The organism is Microtetraspora glauca (assembly GCF_040656155.1).
GTDB lineage: Bacteria > Actinomycetota > Actinomycetes > Streptosporangiales > Streptosporangiaceae > Microtetraspora > Microtetraspora glauca.
The window spans coordinates 164628-181836 of sequence record NZ_JBFALK010000006.1 but is presented as its reverse complement, the minus strand read 5'-3'; the positions used below and the strand labels follow the sequence as shown (position 1 = coordinate 181836).

General features: G+C 71.6%; 19 protein-coding genes. 15 read left to right on the top strand and 4 right to left on the bottom strand.

Annotated elements, in window-relative coordinates; genetic code table 11:
* Positions 1-30: 30 nt before the first annotated feature.
* Together AB0I59_RS13795 and AB0I59_RS13790 are read left to right on the top strand one after the other, a co-directional pair.
* Complete coding sequence (locus tag AB0I59_RS13795; RefSeq protein ID WP_358132697.1) at positions 31-822, top strand: hypothetical protein; 792 nt, start codon at positions 31-33, stop codon at positions 820-822.
* A 204-nt stretch (positions 823-1026) separates the two neighbouring features.
* Positions 1027-2781, top strand: a complete 1755-nt coding sequence (locus tag AB0I59_RS13790) for a DEAD/DEAH box helicase (RefSeq protein ID WP_082776751.1) — start codon at positions 1027-1029, stop codon at positions 2779-2781.
* A 142-nt stretch (positions 2782-2923) separates the two neighbouring features.
* On the opposite strand, the gene AB0I59_RS13785 is transcribed toward AB0I59_RS13790, so the two are convergent.
* From AB0I59_RS13785 to AB0I59_RS13775, 3 genes are all read right to left on the bottom strand, one after another.
* Complete coding sequence (locus AB0I59_RS13785; RefSeq protein WP_358132695.1) at positions 2924-3502, bottom strand: hypothetical protein; 579 nt, start codon at positions 3500-3502, stop codon at positions 2924-2926.
* 118 nt (positions 3503-3620) lie between these two features.
* Positions 3621-4193 (bottom strand): nicotinamidase, encoded by a 573-nt coding sequence (locus AB0I59_RS13780; protein ID WP_061254843.1) that lies wholly within the window; start codon positions 4191-4193, stop codon positions 3621-3623.
* A 63-nt stretch (positions 4194-4256) separates the two neighbouring features.
* Positions 4257-5528 carry a nicotinate phosphoribosyltransferase gene (locus tag AB0I59_RS13775; RefSeq protein WP_061254842.1) on the bottom strand — a complete coding sequence of 424 codons (1272 nt, stop codon included), beginning with the start codon at positions 5526-5528 and terminating at the stop codon, positions 4257-4259.
* Positions 5529-5596: 68 nt separating this feature from the next.
* Between AB0I59_RS13775 and clpS the strand changes: the two genes are divergently transcribed.
* The 5 genes from clpS to AB0I59_RS13750 all read left to right on the top strand — a co-directional run bounded on the left by clpS (position 5597) and on the right by AB0I59_RS13750 (position 8331).
* Positions 5597-5866, top strand: a complete 270-nt coding sequence (gene clpS / locus AB0I59_RS13770; protein ID WP_061254841.1) for an ATP-dependent Clp protease adapter ClpS — start codon at positions 5597-5599, stop codon at positions 5864-5866.
* A 50-nt stretch (positions 5867-5916) separates the two neighbouring features.
* Positions 5917-6441, top strand: a complete 525-nt coding sequence (locus tag AB0I59_RS13765) for a DUF2017 domain-containing protein (RefSeq protein WP_061254840.1) — start codon at positions 5917-5919, stop codon at positions 6439-6441.
* A gap of 4 nt (positions 6442-6445) precedes the next feature.
* On the top strand, positions 6446-6859 hold the full coding sequence (locus AB0I59_RS13760) for a M67 family metallopeptidase (RefSeq protein WP_061254839.1): 414 nt from the start codon (positions 6446-6448) through the stop codon (positions 6857-6859).
* Between the two features lie 229 nt (positions 6860-7088).
* Entirely contained in the window at positions 7089-7367 is a 279-nt protein-coding gene (locus AB0I59_RS13755; protein WP_061254838.1) for a MoaD/ThiS family protein, read from the top strand.
* Between the two features lie 16 nt (positions 7368-7383).
* The gene (locus tag AB0I59_RS13750) at positions 7384-8331 is read left to right on the top strand and encodes a PLP-dependent cysteine synthase family protein (protein ID WP_061254837.1); all 948 of its coding nucleotides are present in this window, start codon (positions 7384-7386) and stop codon (positions 8329-8331) included.
* Positions 8332-8611: 280 nt separating this feature from the next.
* Here the strand turns inward: AB0I59_RS13750 and AB0I59_RS13745 are convergent, their stop codons facing one another.
* On the bottom strand, positions 8612-10192 hold the full coding sequence (locus tag AB0I59_RS13745) for a DUF3352 domain-containing protein (RefSeq protein WP_358132692.1): 1581 nt from the start codon (positions 10190-10192) through the stop codon (positions 8612-8614).
* A gap of 151 nt (positions 10193-10343) precedes the next feature.
* Between AB0I59_RS13745 and AB0I59_RS13740 the strand changes: the two genes are divergently transcribed.
* From AB0I59_RS13740 to AB0I59_RS13705, 8 genes are all read left to right on the top strand, one after another.
* Complete coding sequence (locus AB0I59_RS13740; RefSeq protein ID WP_358132690.1) at positions 10344-11138, top strand: thioesterase family protein; 795 nt, start codon at positions 10344-10346, stop codon at positions 11136-11138.
* 126 nt (positions 11139-11264) lie between these two features.
* The gene (murI, locus tag AB0I59_RS13735) at positions 11265-12119 is read left to right on the top strand and encodes a glutamate racemase (RefSeq protein ID WP_228636668.1); all 855 of its coding nucleotides are present in this window, start codon (positions 11265-11267) and stop codon (positions 12117-12119) included.
* Positions 12116-12868, top strand: coding sequence for an MBL fold metallo-hydrolase (locus AB0I59_RS13730; protein ID WP_061254833.1), 753 nt, complete (start codon positions 12116-12118; stop codon positions 12866-12868). Before murI ends, AB0I59_RS13730 begins: the two co-directional genes overlap by 4 nt.
* 5 nt (positions 12869-12873) lie before the next feature.
* Complete coding sequence (gene rph / locus AB0I59_RS13725) at positions 12874-13590, top strand: ribonuclease PH (RefSeq protein WP_061255210.1); 717 nt, start codon at positions 12874-12876, stop codon at positions 13588-13590.
* A 48-nt stretch (positions 13591-13638) separates the two neighbouring features.
* On the top strand, positions 13639-14250 hold the full coding sequence (locus AB0I59_RS13720) for an XTP/dITP diphosphatase (protein ID WP_358132687.1): 612 nt from the start codon (positions 13639-13641) through the stop codon (positions 14248-14250).
* Positions 14251-14352: 102 nt separating this feature from the next.
* Entirely contained in the window at positions 14353-16014 is a 1662-nt protein-coding gene (locus tag AB0I59_RS13715; RefSeq protein WP_358132685.1) for a sulfite oxidase, read from the top strand.
* Positions 16015-16144: 130 nt separating this feature from the next.
* Positions 16145-16963: a toxin glutamine deamidase domain-containing protein gene (locus AB0I59_RS13710; RefSeq protein ID WP_358132683.1), complete on the top strand. Its 819-nt coding sequence runs from the start codon at positions 16145-16147 to the stop codon at positions 16961-16963.
* Complete coding sequence (locus AB0I59_RS13705) at positions 16960-17208, top strand: SUKH-4 family immunity protein (protein WP_061254830.1); 249 nt, start codon at positions 16960-16962, stop codon at positions 17206-17208. The genes AB0I59_RS13710 and AB0I59_RS13705 overlap by 4 nt, the downstream gene beginning before the upstream one ends.
* Position 17209: the final 1 nt, after the last annotated feature.

The window sequence follows — 17209 nt, the reverse complement described above, 5'->3', positions numbered from 1 at the left end:
GTGCCGCCGGGCGCCGTTTCAGGAGGCGCCGTGGACGATGAGTGGACGCGCCGGGTGTGGCCGCCCGCCACCCGCGACGACGCCGCCCGAAGCGACGCCGCCCGAGGCGACGTGCTCCGAGGCGGCATGCCCGGAGGCGACACGGCCCCGGGCGACACGGTTCCCAGTGGTGTGATCCGAGGCGACGCGGTGCGGTCCGGGCCCGATGAGGACCTGCCCCCGTCCGCCCGCTGGTACGGCACGCCGGCCCCGCCCCCGCGCCGGATGCCGCGCTGGGCGGTGCGTCTGATCGTCGGCACCCTCGCCTCGGCCGCGGCCGGCACGGTGATCGGCGTGCTGGTCGTCACCGTCATGAGCCGCGCGGAGGGCCGGCCCACCGGTACGGTCACCGACCCGCTCGCCGGGGTCGCGTACGACCTGCCGTCCGGCTGGCAGGAGGCCGTCGTCGCTCCGGTGACCGGGTTCACGTCCGCGGCCGTCAACGACGGCAGGGTGGCGGTGATGGCCCGGCGAGGGGAGCGGGCCGACCCGGCGGACCCCCGCCCGGCGGTGGTCGGGCTGACCGACGTGTACGCGCGACTGCTGCTCCACGGGGACAAGATCGATGTGGTGGACGACCGGGCGGTGACCGCTGGGTCCCGCCGCGGCTACACCAGGGCCCTGCGTGCGGAGTACCGGGACACCGTGAACCAGCCGGCCTTCCTCCGGGTGACGCTTCTGCTGGACGCCGAGGGCGCGAGCACGGTGCTCCTGGGCCTGGCCCATCCTGACGAGCCCGCCTCTCGGGCGGACATCGACGCCCTCATGGCGGGTGTGCGCTGACCACCGCCGAGCAGGCGGGAGCACCTGTGAGGCATGTCTCATCGGCGGCCCGGTCGTGCGGAAGGCCGTAGCACAACGGGCTGATCCTCACCAGGATCTCGGTTGGTCGGCACGTCTTGTCGGTCGATCCGACTACTCTGAGGTCACTGTGAGGGAGCGAACCGATAGATACAGCATTGTTCCTACGGGATCGGGGAGGCGTCGTTGAGCGTATCCGCCGCATCGCATCTCTCGCCTTCCTATCCCGACAGAGCCGCCTGGGGCACCGCGCCCAAGTTGCGCGCGTGGCAGCAGGAGGCGTTCGACCTCTACTTCCAGCGTGACCGGAGGGATTTCCTCACCGTCGCGACACCGGGTGCGGGAAAGACCACCTACGCGCTGCGCATCGCCAGCGAGCTGCTCTCCAAGGGCGTCATCCGGGCGGTGACCATCGTCACCCCGACCGAGCACCTCAAGCGGCAGTGGGCCGACGCGGCCGGCCGGGTCGGCATCGGCATCGACCCCGAGTTCAAGAACAGCCAGGGCGCGACCTCCCGTGACTACACCGGCGTCGCGATCACCTACGCCCAGGTGTCGATGCATCCGGCGTTGCACCGGGCGCGTACGGAGGCCCGCAAGACGCTGGTCATCTTCGACGAGATCCACCACGCGGGCGACGCCAAGTCGTGGGGTGACGGCGTCCGCGAGGCGTTCGAGCCGGCCACCAGACGGCTGGCGCTGACCGGCACGCCGTTCCGCTCCGACGACAGCCCCATCCCGTTCGTCACGTACGTCGAGGACGGCGACGGCGCCCTGCGCAGCGCCTCCGACTACTCCTACGGGTACGGCCCGGCGCTGGCCGACGGGGTCGTCCGTCCGGTCATCTTCCTGGCGTACTCCGGCGAGATGAAGTGGCGCACGCGGGCGGGCGACGAGATCGCCGCCACGCTCGGCACCCCGTTGACCAAGGACCAGCTCTCCCAGGCGTGGCGGGCCGCGCTCGATCCCAAGGGCGACTGGATCCGCCAGGTCATCCACGCGGCCGACCGGCGGCTCACCGAGGTGCGCCGCGGGGTGCCCGACGCCGGGGGCCTGGTCATCGCCTCCGATCACGAGTCGGCCCGCGCGTACGCCCGGCACATCAGGACCGTGTCCGGTGAGGGGGCCGTCGTCGTCCTCTCCGACGATCCGGGCGCGTCCAAGAAGATCAAGGATTTCTCCGCCTCCGAGGCGCGGTGGCTGGTCGCGGTCCGGATGGTGTCCGAGGGCGTCGACATCCCTCGGCTCGCCGTCGGCGTCTACGCCACCAGCACCTCGACGCCGCTGTTCTTCGCCCAGGCCGTCGGGCGCTTCGTCCGGGCGCGCAAGCGGGGCGAGATGGCATCGGTCTTCGTGCCGTCCGTGCCGGTCCTGATGGGGCTCGCCGCCGAGATGGAGGAGGAGCGCGACCACGTCCTCGGCCGTTCACAGCCCGAGGACGGGCTGGACGACTCCCTGCTCGAACGGGCGCAGCAGGAGCGCAAGCAGCCCGACGCGCTCGGGGACGAGTTGCCGTTCCAGACGCTGGAGGCGTCCGCGACCTTCGACCGGGTGCTGTTCGACGGTGGCGAGTTCGGCACCTCCGCCGCCCCCGGGTCGCCGGAGGAGGAGGACTTCATCGGCCTCCCCGGGCTGCTCGAACCCGACCAGGTGGCCTCCCTCCTGCGCAGGCGGCAGGCCGACCAGCAGGCGGCGAAGCGGCGGAAGAGCACCACGGAGGAGGCGGCGCCCGCGCTCGCCCCGCACGAGCAGATCCACGAGCTGCGCAAGGAGCTCAACGGGCTCGTCGGCGCGTGGAATCATCGCACCGGCCAGCCGCACGGCGTCATCCACGCCGAGTTGCGCCGGTCCTGCGGCGGTCCCGCCATCGCGCAGGCGTCGGCCGACCAGATCAGGGAGCGGATCGCCATGATCCGCAAGTGGGCCACCCAGCGGAGGTGACGCCCGCCCTGGCGGCGCGGCGCGGATCCGGATCGCGCGCCGCGTCCCGCCAGGTCCCGATCGTCCGCCAGGGCCCGATCATCCCGCCAGGTCCCGCCGAATCCCGATCGTCCCGCCAGGTCCACATCGCGCCGGGTCCCGATCAGCTGACCGAGCGCCTTTCCGGGATGCGGTGACCGGTGCGGCCGTCCACGGCCACGTACCGCGGGCCCGGCCGCAGCGGCGGCATGAGCGCGAGGTCCAGCGCCGCGCGCCCTTCGGAGACGCGCACGGGCAGCGTCCGGGACTCCCTGCCCTGGACGTCGTCGCCGCCCGCCGCGCCCTCGTCCAGCCAGATCCGCACCCGCCTCCCGGCGCGCTGGAACGTCACGGTCGCCGTCTCGCACTGCTGGGGCGACGCCGTCCAGTAGATCGTCAGGCCGCGCACGCCCTGGTGCCGGCGTCGCGACAGCCGTACGGACTCGGGGGCGGGGGTGCGGGTCGCGCAGGCGGGAGACCTGGGCGAGGTCGCGGGGGCGGGAGCGGCCGCGACGGGAGCCCTCCCGGGCAGGTCGGGCGGAGGCTGCTCCATCCAGCCGACCGTCAGCGTGGCCGCCTCCAGCGCCGCCAGCGTCAGCACGCCGGTGACGCGCGCGAGCCTGGACTGCTCGCGGCCGAACAGCCGCCAGATGCAGACGGGGGTGAGGACGAGCCAGGACAGGCCGAGCAGGAACGCGAACATCGACGCCGCCAATCGCGAGGAGTTGTCACTCTACGTAACACATCTCTCGCACGGCGTGTCGGTCGAATCCAACATTTACCGGCCGCCTGGCACACGTGGCACGCGGCGGGGGCGTGTGTCAGCCGCGCACCACGGGCGTCCCGGTGAGCCGGACGCCGGCCCGCTCCAGCTCGGCGAGCGCCGCCTCGGTGGTCTCCGGCGCCACGCCCGCGGTGAGGTCCAGCAACACCTGTACGGCGAAGCCGTCGCGGACCCCGTCCACGGCCGTCGCGCGTACGCAGTGGTCGGTCGCGATGCCCACGACGTCCAGGGACTCCACGCCCCGGTCGCGGAGCCAGCCCGCCAGGCCGGTGCCGTCGCCGGTGACGCCCTCGAAACCGCTGTAGGCCGCCGCGTGGGCGCCCTTGCTGAACACCTCCTCGATCGGGGCGACGTCGAGCGCCGGATGGAAACCGGCGCCCGCCGTGCCCGCGACGCAGTGCGCGGGCCAGGTGTCCACGTAGTCGGGCCGCTCGGCGAAGTGCGCCCCGGGATCGATGTGGTAGTCGCGGGTCGCCACCACATGGTCGTAGCCGTGCCGTCGCGCGTGCCGTCCGATCGCGGCGGCCACCTCGGCGCCGCCTCCCACCGCGAGGCTGCCGCCCTCGCAGAAGTCGTTCTGCACGTCCACGATGATGAGCGCGGATTTCATGCGAAACAGCCTAAAGCGATCGCGAGGAGACCGGCGTCGTCCTCATGCGCCGGTCCCTCGCGATCAACTGAAGATAGTAGGGATCGCGGCGTCTCCGGGGGAGAGGCTGTGCGCCATCGTCGGCAATTCGGTCACGGTCGCGCGGTGGCGGGCCCTCGCGTCCTCCAGCGGCTCGCGGCCGACGATCTCGCCGTCCCTGACGAGTTCCGCGAGCAGCGGCCGGTGCCGTCCCCCGGCGGGTTCGAGGGTCACGACCTCGGTGACGGCCGTGCCGTCCTCGACCGCGCGGTAGGCCCATTTGCGGCCGCCCCTGCTCGGCTTGCCCACCGACTGCTTGGCCACCGGCCGCAGCACCCCTCCGGCGTCCTCGCGGGCGACCAGCTTGTAGACGAAGTTCGCCGTGGGATGGCCGGATCCGGTGACGACGGAGGTGCCGACGCCGTACCCGTCGACCGGGGAGGCGGCGAGCGCGGCGATGGCGAACTCGTCGAGGTCGCCGGTCACGACGATCCGCGTCCGGTTGGCGCCGAACGCGTCGAGGATCCGCCGCACTTCCAGTGCGACCTCGCCCAGGTCGCCTGAGTCGATCCGCACGGCGCCGAGGTCCGGCCCGGCCAGCTCGACCGCCGTGCGCACCGCCTTCGCGACGTCGTACGTGTCGACGAGCAGGGTCGTGCCGACGCCGAGCGAGTCGAGCTGGGCGCGGAAGGCGTCCTCCTCGGAGTCGTGCAGCAGCGTGAACGCGTGCGCGGCGGTGCCCGCCGTGGGCACGCCGTACACGTGCCCGGCCATCAGGTTGGAGGTGGAACCGAAGCCGCAGAGATAGGCGGCGCGCGCCGCGGCGACGGCCGCGAACTCGTGGGTGCGGCGGGAGCCCATCTCGATGATCGGGCGCTTGCCCGCGGCCTGGACCATGCGCGAGGCCGCCGAGGCGACCGCGCAGTCGTGGTTGAGGATCGACAGGACCAGGGTCTCCAGCAGGACCGCCTCGGCGAACGTGCCCTCCACCACCATGACAGGGGAGCCGGGGAAATAGGACTCGCCTTCGCGGTAGCCGTACACCTGACCGGAGAAGCGGTAGCCGGCGAGGAACTCCAGGGTGGGCTCGTCGACGACTCGGGCGGCACGCAGGAAGTCCAGCTCCTCCGGGCCGAACCGGAAGTTCTCCAGGGCGTCGAGCACGCGGGCCGTCCCCGCGACCACTCCGTAACGCCGTCCGCCGGGCAGGCGGCGGGCGAAGACCTCGAAGACGGCCCGGCGGTGCGCGGCTCCTCCGGCGAGGGCCGCCTGCAACATGGTCAGTTCGTAGTGATCGGTGAGCAAGGCGCTGCTCATGGGGATCTGCACGTGTCGAGACTACGGCGGGCGTGGTGCAGGATGGTTACGTGGGTGGTACCGCTCCGATGGAGGTCGAACGTCCGGCGATGGACGTGCGGCCCGAGCTTCCGTGGCTGACGATCGTCTGGAACGACCCGGTCAATCTCATGTCGTACGTCACCTATGTCTTCCAGACCGTGTTCGGCTACCCGCGCGAGAAGGCGGAGAAGCTGATGATGGACGTGCACCACAAGGGCAAGGCGGTGGTCGCCAGCGGCAGCCGCGAGGAGATGGAGCGGGACGTCCAGATCCTGCACTCCTACGGCCTGTGGGCCACCGTCCAGCGGGACTCCTGAGAGGCATGCCCCACATTGAGCGACCAGATGAGCACGGAACGGAGTGACCTGTGAGCGCCGGCTTCACGGCCGCGGGTGAGGGCGTGTCGATCACGCTGGACGCCGGAGAGGTGTCCGTGCTCAGCTCGCTGGTCTCGCAGATCCTCGGCCTCGTCGAGCCGGGAGTGACGGGGGACGACCCGCTGGAGCGGGCGCTCGGCATCGGATCGGGCAGCGCGCCGTCGGATCCCGTGCTGGCCCGCCTGTTCCCTTCGGCGTACGCCGAGGACGAGAAGGCGTCCGAGGAGTTCCGCCGCTACACCGAGGCGACATTGCGCGAGGGCAAGCGCGCCGACGCGCAGACGCTGCTGGACACGGCGGAGCCGGGAGTGCTCAAGCTCACTCCCGAGCAGGGGCAGGCGTGGCTGCGCGCCCTCAACGACGTGCGGCTCGCGCTCGGCGTCAGGCTCGGCGTGACGGAGCAGATCCACGACGAGATGGCGGAGATGCCGGAGGAGGATCCGCGCTATCCGGCTCTGGCGATCTACGAGTGGCTGACCTACCTCCAGGACACTCTCGTACGTGCCCTATGGTGAGGCCATGCTGACGATCTCACGGGAGCTGGCGGACACGATCGTGGCCCACGCGCGGGCGGATCATCCGGATGAGGCGTGCGGCGTGGTCGCCGGGCCCGCCGGCTCCGACCGGCCCGAGCGGTTCGTCCCGATGGAGAACGCCGAGCGGTCTCCGACGTTCTACCGGTTCGACTCGATGGAGCAGTTCCGGGTGTGGCGGGAGATGGACGACAGGGACGAGGAGCCCGTCGTCATCTATCACTCGCACACCGCGACGGAGGCGTACCCCTCCCGGACGGACGTGTCCTACGCGTCCGAGCCGAACGCCCACTACGTACTCGTCTCGACGGCCACCGACGACGTGGAGTTCCGGTCCTACCGAATCGTGGACGGCGTCATAACGGAGGAGCAGGTCAAGATCGTGGAGGCGTACGGCTAGACTGGCCGCATGCCTTTTGATGACGTCCGCCCCGGGCTGTCGTCGGCTGTCCTCCCGGGTCTAATGTGTCCCGGATCTCCCGTGCAGAAGTTCCTCTTCGCGCACACCCCTTCTGTCGTCGTCTACGACTGTCGCTGAGTTCCCCTCCGGAATCGCCGCGCGCCCACCCCTGTTCCAATGAGGTGGGCCGTTCACCATGACGACCACTGATCAAGGAGACTGACCCGCGATGGCCATCGAGGTCCGCATTCCGACCATCCTCCGCACCTACACCGGCGGCGCCAAGGCCGTGGACGCCACGGGCGCGACCCTGGAAGAGCTGATCGGCGACCTGGAGTCGCGTCACCCGGGCCTGAAGGACCGCCTGGTGGACGACGCCGGGCTGCGCCGCTTCGTCAACGTGTATCTCAACGACGAGGACGTCCGGTTCCTCGGTGGCCTTGGCACCCCGGTCGCCGACGGTGACACGGTGACGGTGCTGCCCGCCGTCGCCGGTGGCGCCCGCTAGGCGAGAGCCGTACATCATGCGTTTCGACTCACTGATCGACTCGGTCGGTCGCACACCCCTGGTGGGCCTGCCGCGTCTGTCCCCTTCGGACGACGTGCGGATCTGGGCCAAGCTGGAGGATCGCAACCCGACCGGGTCGATCAAGGACCGGCCCGCGCTGTGGATGGTCGAGCAGGCGGAGAAGGACGGCCTCCTCACCCCGGGCTGCACCATCCTGGAGCCGACCTCGGGCAACACCGGCATCTCGCTGGCGATGTCCGCCCGGCTCAAGGGATACAAGCTGATCTGCGTCATGCCGGAGAACACCTCCGAGGAACGCCGCCAGCTGCTGCGGATGTGGGGCGCGGAGATCATCTCCTCACCCGCGGCGGGCGGGTCCAACGAGGCGGTCCGGGTCGCCAAGGGGCTCGCCGCCGAGCATCCCGACTGGGTGATGCTCTACCAGTACGGCAACCCGGCCAACTGGCGGTCCCACTACGAGTCGACCGGTCCGGAGATCTTCGAGGATCTGCCGACGGTGACCCACTTCGTGGCGGGGCTCGGCACCACGGGCACGCTCATGGGCGTCGGGCGCTACCTCCGGGAGAAGGTCCCCGATGTCAAGATCGTCGCGGCCGAGCCGAGGTACGGCGAGCTCGTCTACGGCCTGCGCAACGTCGACGAGGGGTTCGTGCCCGAACTGTACGACGCCTCGGTGCTGACCACGCGGTTCTCCGTGACGTCGGCCGACGCCCTGCGCCGTACGCGGGAGCTGCTCGCGACCGAGGGCATCTTCGCCGGCATCTCCACCGGCTGCGCACTGCACGCCGCCCTGGGTATGGCGCGCAAGGCCGTGGAGGCGGGGGAGCGGGCCGACATCGTTTTCGTCGTCGCCGACGGCGGCTGGAAGTACCTGTCCACCGGGGCGTACGAGGGCACTCTCGACGAGGCGGAGGACCGCCTCGAAGGCCAGCTCTGGGCCTGATCCGTCGCGCCGCCGCGACCGCGGCGTCCAGATGTGCCGAGGGCCGGTCCCGATCATCGGGACCGGCCCTCGGCGTTCCCGGGCACGGCGGTCAGAGCTGGGTCCTGCGGAACCGCCGCTGGGGGGAGTCCATGTCGGGCGGCCGGCACGACTGGAGCTGGAAGTTCTCCAGATCCGCGCACTTGTAGCGCATCGCCGCCGACGTCTCCTTGTCGGGCGCCGTACGCGATCACGCGGGGGTGTTCCCCGCGTGATCGCGCCGGGTCGCATCTGGCAGGCGTCAGTTGAACAGGACGCGGAGCGTGAATCCGGCGTTATCGGCGGAGGCCCGGCCGCTCAGGCCCACCGCGCGCAGCACCTCGGCGTTGGCCCTCTCCTCACCTCGCAGGCCGTCGAGATAGAGGCTCTCGATCTTGTCGAGGTCGGCGTACAGGCCGAAGGTCGCGTCCTCGGCGCCGGGCATCGCCAGCTGGAACGTCTCGCTGTCGGCGAGCGTGCCCTGCCCGGAGAGCTTGTTCGCGTAGTCCTGCGACGTCGCCACGACCAGCTTGCCGTCTCCGTCGACCTTGACGAGCTGCGGTGCCACTCCGCTGCCGGCGGCGGACGCCTCCAGCTTGGCCAGGACCTCCCGCGCCTTGGCCGGGTCGGTCCGCAGCACCACGCCCCCGTTCGGCTGGTCGCCGTTCAGGCCCTCCCCGTCCACGGCCACGGTGATGCTCTTGCCGAGCAGCGTGACCAGGTCGTCGGGCAGCGTGAGGCCGTACTCCGCGCCGGACTCGGTGAGCGACCGGCCGCCTGAGCCGGCGGCGTCCGCCGCCTTCTGGAGCTTCGCCCACTGGTCGCGCACGATGTCGCCCAGCCCGGAGATCCCCGCCGCGCCCGCGGTCGTGGCGGGCAGTTCGCCCAGCTTGACGGGCTCGGTCTCCGTCGTCTTCACGTCCATGCCGCGGGCGAACCCGGTCAGCTCGGCGTAGTCGTCGCCGAACCGGAGGGCTCCGGTGAATCGGGCATTGCGGACGAGGTCCATGGTGTCCGGGTCCTGCTCCGTGCCCGCGACCTTGGCGATCGCGCCGAGGTCCGCCCAGAAGGACAGCACGCCCGGCTCGCCGAGCGCGTCGAGATCGCCGGTGAACCGCTCGTTCTCCGACAGCGGCGTCGCCCTGGCGTACCGGTCGGCCTCTTCCTGGGTGTCCGCGATGATCGCGTATCCCTCGCGGAACGCGACGCCGGTCTTCGTCCGCTCCGGTGTCGAGTCCAGTTTGGCGATGCCCGCCAGGGCCGCTTCCTCGTCCTTGACCTGGACGGCCACGACCATGCCCGGCTCCGCGCCGTCCTGGGCCGGGGGAAGGACGGCGGCGCCGATCCGGTCGCCGAGCCAGGGCTCGACGTCCTTGGCGTAGTCGAGCTCGGTGAACTCGCCCGCGTCCTTGCGCATCGTCTCGAACAGGGCCTTGCGCGGGTCGTCCCCGGCGAAGCTCTCCTTGGTGGCGGAGAACTTGCGGGCGATGTTGAACAGCGCGATCTTCTGGTTGGCCGCGGGGTCGAGGTCGAGCCGCACGTACGCCACTGCGTTGCCGGGCAGCACCTCGTGGGGCTGGGTGCCCCCGCCGCTGAGCATGCTCGCCGCCCACACGCCGCCCCCGCCGACGACGCCCACGAGAACCGCCGCGACCAGCGCGATGATCCAGCCGCGACCGCGCTTCGCGGGGGCGGCCGGGGGTGCGACTGTGGGCCCGAGCTCCTCCGGGTACGGCCACTGCCGGGTATGCGCGTCATTCGGAGGCTGCGGCCGCGGCGTCCGGTACGAGATCGTCTGGTCAGGGTCCTGTCCCGGAGGGAATGGGGGGATATCGGCAGGCATGTCTCTCTCACATATCCGGTGACAGCTTGGCAATCTTGACCGTAAGCCCCAACGGTAGCGAAATGCTTGCACTTCGCTTGACCCGAAGCATGGCCGATCCGGATGGACCGTTAAGGTACTCACTAGAACAACATTCGGGAGGCAGGGCGCGGTGACCAAATTCGACGAGGCGACGCAGGCGATCAGGGTGGACGAAACGACCTATGACGTCTGCCTCGACGACGGATACGCGATCGGCGGTCCCCTGAACGGCGGCTACCTGATGGCGGTGATGCTGCGCGCGGTGGCGGACGCCTCCCCGCACGCGCACCCCGTCTCGACCTCCGCCCAGTTCCTCCGCGCCCCCGCCCCCGGACCGGCCAGGGTCAGGCTGGAGCGGCTCAAGACGGGCCGGACCGCGACCATGACGCGGGCCACGCTCGTCCGCGACGGCGAGCGGTACATCGACATGCAGGTCACGTCGGCCGACCTCGACGGGGACGCCGCGCCGCACTGGTCGGCCACCCCGGAGATCTCCATGCCCGACCTGGCCGACTGCGTACGGTTCCCGAGCCCCAAGCCCGAGTCGAACATGACGCTGAGCGCGCAGATCGAGCTGCTGTTCGACCCGAGCTCGATCGGGTGGCTGCGCGGGGCGCCCAGCGGCCGTCCGGAGTCGCGCGCGTACTTCCGGATGGCCGAACCGCAGGACCCCGACCCGTACGTGCTCGCACTGGCCGTGGACGCGCTCCCGCCCGTCGTCTTCTCGGCCGGGGCCAGGGGATGGGCGCCGACGGTCGAGCTGACCTGGCACCTGCGGGCGCTGCCCGCCCCCGGCTGGCTGACCCTCCTCGGCAGCGGCAGGCTGATCAGCGACGGCTGGTTCGACGAGGAGGTCGAGGTCTGGGACTCGGCCGGCCGCCTGGTCGCCCAGTCACGCCAGCTCGCCCGCGTCGGCCGCGGCTGATCCGCGGCTCATCCGGGCGAGCGGGGAGAAGCACGGAACGACCGGCGGAGCCGGGCGCGAATCGCCCGGCAGTGTGAGCATTCTTACCGTGAGTGAATGGGGGCCGGTCCCCTAATCTTGGGACTCATGCCGGAGAACAGCAGGGCGATCGGGATCTTCGACAGCGGCGTGGGCGGCCTCACGGTCGCCCGCGCGATCATCGATCAGCTGCCGCACGAACCGATCGTTTACGTGGCCGACACCGCGCGCCAGCCGTACGGGCCGAAGGCGATCGCCGAGGTCCGCAGGTACGCCCTTGAGGTCATGGACCACCTGGTCGAGCACGACGTGAAGATGCTCGTGATCGCCTGCAACAGCGCCAGCGCCGCCGTGCTGCGGGACGCGCGGGAGCGGTACGACGTCCCGGTCGTCGAGGTCATCCAGCCGGCGACCCGCCGGGCCGTGCGCGCGACGCGGAACGGCAAGGTCGGCGTGATCGGCACGCGGGCCACGATCGCGTCGATGGCCTACCACGACGCGTTCGCCGCCGCCCCCGACGTCGAGCTGATCGGGGTGCCCGCGCCCCTGCTCGTGGACTTCGTCGAGCGTGGCGAGACGATGAGCGACGAGCTCATCGAGGTGATCCGCGGATACCTCAAACCGATCCAGGACGCGGGCTGCGACACGCTGATCCTCGGCTGCACCCACTATCCCCTGCTCACCGGCGCGGTCTCGTACGTCGCCGGTGACGGCGTCACGCTGGTGTCCAGCGCCGAGGAGACGGCCAAGGACGTCTACCGAATCCTGCACGATCGGGGCCTGCCCCGGCCGCCGGGGGAGCCGCCGCGGCACATCTTCCGCGCCACGGGGGAGACGGCCCTGTTCGAGCAGCTCGGCAGGCGCTTCCTCGGCCCGGAGATCCAGGCGGTGGAGCTCGCGCCGATGGGCGACGGCTCCGATGACGGTCGGGGCGACGGCTCCGGTGACGGGAGGCTCCGGTGAAGCTGACGATCATCGGCTGCTCGGGCAGCTTTCCCGGGCCCGACAGCCCCGCCTCCTGCTACCTCCTGGAGGCCGACGGCTTCCGCATGCTGCTGGACTTCGGCAACGGGGCGCTCGGCGCGCTGCAGCGGCACATCGGCCTCTACGACGTGGACGCCGTCTGCCTGTCCCACCTGCACGCCGACCACTGCCTCGACCTGTGTTCCTACCACGTCGTACGGACGTACTCGCCGGACGGGCCGCTGCCGAAGGTGCCGGTGTACGCCCCGGCCGACGCCTCGCGCCGGCTCAACTCGGCCTACGCGATGCCGGACGAGCCGGTGATGGAGAGCTCCTTCGAGTTCGTACGGCTCCAGCCCGGCGTGCGGCGGATCGGCCCGTTCGAGGTGGCGACGGCGCTGATGAACCATCCGGTCGAGACGTACGGCTTCCGCGTCTCCCATGGGGGACGTTCCGTGGCGTACTCCGCGGACACGGGCGAGTCGGCCGACCTGGTCACGCTGGCCCGCGACGCGGACCTGCTGCTGTGCGAGGCGTCGTTCATCGAAGGGCCGGGCGTCCGGCCCGACATCCACCTCACCGGGCGGCAGGCGGCCGAGCACGCGGCCAGGGCGGAGGCGGGAACGCTCGTGCTGACCCACCTCGTGCCGTGGTACGACCCGGAGCGGATCCTCGGCGACGCGGCCGCCGGGGGCTTCCGCGGCAGGACGGAGTTGGCCCGAAGCGGTGCGGTATATGACCTAGGGTGAGCGTCATGGCTCGTGCAGACGGACGTCGACCCGATCAGCTTCGCCCCGTGACGATCACCCGGAACTGGCTCGCCCACGCCGAGGGTTCCGTGCTCGTCGAGTTCGGCGGCACCAAGGTGCTCTGCGCCGCGACGGTGGAGGCCGGTGTGCCCCGCTGGCGCAAGGGCAGCGGCCTGGGCTGGGTCACCGCCGAGTACGCCATGCTGCCCCGCTCGACGAACACCCGCAGCGACCGCGAGTCGGTCCGGGGCAGGATCGGCGGGCGGACGCACGAGATCTCCCGCCTGATCGGCCGCTCGCTGCGGGCCTGCGTGGATTACAAGGCGCTCGGGGAGAACTCCGTCCTCCTGGACTGTGACGTGCTGCAGGCGGACGGCGGCACCCGCACCGCCGCCATCACCGGCGCCTACGTCGCCCTCGCCGACGCGGTCGCCTGGATGCGCGGCAAGAAGATGTGCCCGGGCAACCCGCTGGTCGACTCGGTGGCCGCCGTATCGGTCGGCGTCGTCGGGGCCGTGCCGATGCTCGACCTGTGCTACGTCGAGGACGTCAAGGCCGAGACCGACATGAACGTGGTGATGACCGGCAAGGGCGACTTCGTGGAGGTCCAGGGCACCGCCGAGGGAGTGCCCTTCGACCGCGCCGCGCTGGACGGCCTGCTCGACCTGGCCGCCGCCGGCTGCGCGGAGCTCACCCGCATCCAGGCCGAATCGCTCGCCTGACCCTCTGGAACGGCCCGGCTGCGACCAGCCGGTAGCAAGGGAGAAACGATGCACAAGGTGGTCCTGGCCACGCGGAACGCCGGGAAGATCGCCGAGCTCCGCCGGATTCTGGCCGAGTCCGGCGCGCCGGTCGAGCTCCTGGGGATGGACTCCTTCCCCCAGATCGCGGACGTCGCCGAGACCGGCCTCACGTTCGCCGAGAACGCCCTGCTGAAGGCACACGCCGTGGCCTCCGAGAGCGGCCTGCCCGCGATCGCGGACGACAGCGGGCTCTGCGTGGACGCGCTGAACGGCATGCCGGGCATCTTCTCGGCCAGGTGGTCCGGGTTCCACGGGGACGACAAGGCCAACCTCGACCTCCTGCTCGCCCAGGTCTCCGACGTGCCCGACGGGCGCCGCCAGGCGCACTTCGCCTGCACGGCGGCGCTCGCGCTGCCCTCGGGGGAGGAGCATGTCGTCGAGGGCACGATCGAGGGGTTCCTGATCCGCGAGCCGCGCGGCACCAACGGCTTCGGCTACGACCCGATCTTCGTGCCGGAGGGCGAGACCCGGACGACCGCCGAGCTGTCGCCCGAGGAGAAGGACGCGATCAGCCACCGCGGCCGGGCCTTCCGCGCGCTCGCGGCCGACCTGCCCGGTCTGCTGCTGCCGTCCTCCTGACCGAGTTCCGGCGCGCTGTTGCGGTCGTCCTCCTGACCGAGTTCCGGCGCGGATTCCCGCCCGGGCTCCCGGTCCTGGACGCGGAGGCATAGCGTCGGACATGTGAACACGAACGCGAACGGCGCGCGCGTGCCCGCGTGGGCCGCCGGTCTCGCCGGGGTGACGGCCGGCGCGGTCGCGCTCGGCGTGGCCGAGCTGGTGGCGGGCCTGACCACCGCGGGCGCGTCGCCGGTGGTCGCCGTCGGCGGCGCCATGGTGGACCGGACGCCCGCCGCGGTCAAGGAATGGGCGATCCGGACGTTCGGGGAGAACGACAAGACGATCCTGGTCATCGGCATCGTCGTCGTGGCGGCCCTGATCGCGGCCGGTCTCGGTCTGGTCGCCCGGTGGCGCGTCGGGTACGGCATGGCGGGCCTGGCCGTGTTCGGCGTGGTGGGGATCATCGCGGCGGTGAGCCGCCCCGACTCCGGGCCGCTCGACTTCCTGCCCTCGATGATCGGCGCCGCGGCGGGCGCCTGGGCACTGGTCCTGCTCTTCCGGCGGGCCGAACCGAGTTCCCGGGCCGAACCGCATCCACGGGCCGAACCAAGTACCGGGGCCGAACCGAGTACCGGGGCCGAACCGAGTACCGGGGCGGAGCCGCATCCACGGGGCGAGCCGACCATCAGGCGGGCCGGGGCTGATCTCCACACCTTCGACCGGCGGAAGCTGCTGACCGGCGTCGCGGTCGGCGCGGGCGTCGCCGGGGCCGGTGCGGTGACCGGGCGGCTGCTCGGCCGGCGCGGGGACGTGACGATGGCCAGGAGGGACGTGGCGAGGATGCTGCCGCGCCCCACCATCGCGGCGAAGCCGCTCCCCGCCGGTGCCGATCTCCACATCAGGGGGCTGTCGCCGTTCGTCACCCCCAACTACGAGTTCTACCGGGTGGACACCGCGCTGGTCGTCCCCGGCGTCGACCCCCGGTCCTGGACGCTGAAGATCCACGGCATGGTCGACCGGCCGGTCGAGCTCACCTTCGCCGACCTGCTCAGGCGGCCGCTGGTCGAGGCGGACGTCACGCTGACCTGCGTCTCCAACGACGTCGGCGGGCCGTACGTGGGCAACGCCCGCTGGCTCGGCGCCCGGCTGGCCGACGTGCTCCGCGAGGCCGGGATCCGGCGTGGCGCGGACATGCTGCTCAGCGTCTCGCGGGACGGATGGACCAGCGGCACGCCGGTGGACGTCGTCATGGACGGCAGGGAGGCCCTGCTCGCGGTGGCCATGAACGGCGAGGTGCTGCCCGCCGCCCACGGGTTCCCCGTGCGCCAGGTCGTGCCCGGCCTGTACGGCTATGTCTCCGCCACCAAATGGGTCACCGAGATCAAGGTCACCCGTTTCGACGAGGACACCGCCTACTGGACGACCCGCGGGTGGTCCGCCCGGGCTCCGATCAAGACGGAGTCCAGGATCGACGTCCCGCGCGAGGGGGACAGGGTGCCCGCCGGCCGTACGACCGTCGCGGGCGTCGCCTGGGCGCAGCACCGCGGAGTGGACGCGGTGGAGGTCCAGGTGGACGGCGGGGAGTGGCGGCGGGCGAGGCTGGCCGAGGTTCCCGGGCCGGACACCTGGAGGCAGTGGTCGATCGACTGGGATCTCGCCCCGGGCGGTCACACGATCGCGGTCCGGGCGACGGACGCCGCCGGATACACCCAGACCCCGAACGTCGCCCCGCCCGCGCCGGACGGCGCCACCGGATACCACTCCATCATGGTCCGGGCCGGCTGACCGACCCGGATGTAACAGGGCGAACCGGTGCGACGCGCCCGGGCGACTTCGGGAATGGAGCCTGCCCGCGGCCGTCCCCCTCTAGCATCGGCATCCTGATATGCGCGTGAGTGGAGGGGAGCCGCGGCACGTGTCTCAGGAGATGACCCATCGGCAGTCCCACTGGCAGACTCGCGGCCTGTCCCGGTGGCGGCTGCCGACCGGTGTGTACAACCCCGTCGTCACTCCGGACGGCCGCCGATGGCGGGACTACGAGAAGGCCGCGGAGGTTCCCGCGCCCTCGCTCGACGACCGTCCGCTGCGGATCCGCGTGCCGGTGCCGCTCGCCGGTGGGCCGGACTGGTTCGACCGGCCCGGCCGCCCGCCCCGCCTCGACCTGGCCAGGCCGTACGGCATGCCGGGCGGGCTGGCCGAACCCGACCCGCGCACGCAGCGGGACCTGGACCAGGCGGTGCACGGGCGCTTTCCCGACCCACGCGGAACCTGGATCCGGCTCATCAACGCCGAAGGGCCGTCAGAGGATCCGTTCCGGTCCACCAACGCCGTGGACTGCGCCCTCTCCGTGCTGTCCACCTGGCACGGCGAGCCCGTGGTGGCGGCTCCCCGGCTGCCGGAGTTCGACGAGAGCGGCACGCCCGTCCTGACCGGCGAGACCAAGGGCGTGTCCCGCGCGGAGCGGTGGATCGGCCACCGCTTCGAGTACGTGGGACACGGCCGCCGGGCGTACACCGTCATCGGCGGGCGGCTTCTCAGCGGAGGGCACGGTGCCGCCGCGATCCTCATCACCCGCTGGCCGAGCGGTGGCAGCCACGCGTGGAACGCCGTCAACTGCCACGGCGAGATCCTCTGGATCGACGCCCAGCGCGGGCACATGGCGGTCGAGCCGCCGTACGCCGACGTGACGGGCGTCTTCTGCGTGATCATCGACCATGAGGGGCAGCGCCTTTGAAGGTCTCGCCCCAGAGGGCGCGTGAGCTGGCGGAGGGATACTTCGCCGGCCGGTCCGCCAAAGTGGAGATCTTCACGTTCGGTCGCATCTACGTGGCCTGGGTGCGGGGCGGTGAGCCGGACGATCCCAGGGCGCTGCCGGAGACGGTCGGGGGCGGTTGCCTCGTCATCGACAAGGACACCGGCGAGATCGCCGTCCGCCCCCTGCTCGCCCCGCAGGCCGTCGCCGACCAGTTCCCCCGCTGAT